A 273-nucleotide genomic window follows, 5' to 3' on the forward strand; every position below is an offset into this window, starting at 1 on the left:
ACAGGATCAAAGTACCGCGTTTTTGCTTGCCTTCAAAACGGTTATTGATCACTTGACCATCTTTACCCCATAGAGAAACCCAAAGGTACTTTGGATACTCTGAGCGGCGCTCGTCTGGTTCATATGGGTAATCATCATTGAAGTAGTAGAATGTTGAATTCTTCAGCGTGATTCGGTCACCCATCATACGTACGCCACCAAAGCGCTCGTTTGGACCGCCTTCAGTGAATACCAATCCATCTAAAGTAATGCCATCACCGTTCAGTTCAAACT

The 273-nt window shown here is 44.7% G+C and carries 1 pseudogene; it reads right to left on the bottom strand.

Features of this window, described 5'->3' with window-relative positions:
- Positions 1 to 273 (bottom strand): annotated as a pseudogene (locus AB4585_RS27750) (alginate lyase); the annotation flags it as partial.

The organism is Vibrio sp. 10N.222.49.C9 (genome assembly GCF_041474985.1).
GTDB classification, from domain to species: Bacteria; Pseudomonadota; Gammaproteobacteria; order Enterobacterales; family Vibrionaceae; genus Vibrio; species Vibrio crassostreae_C.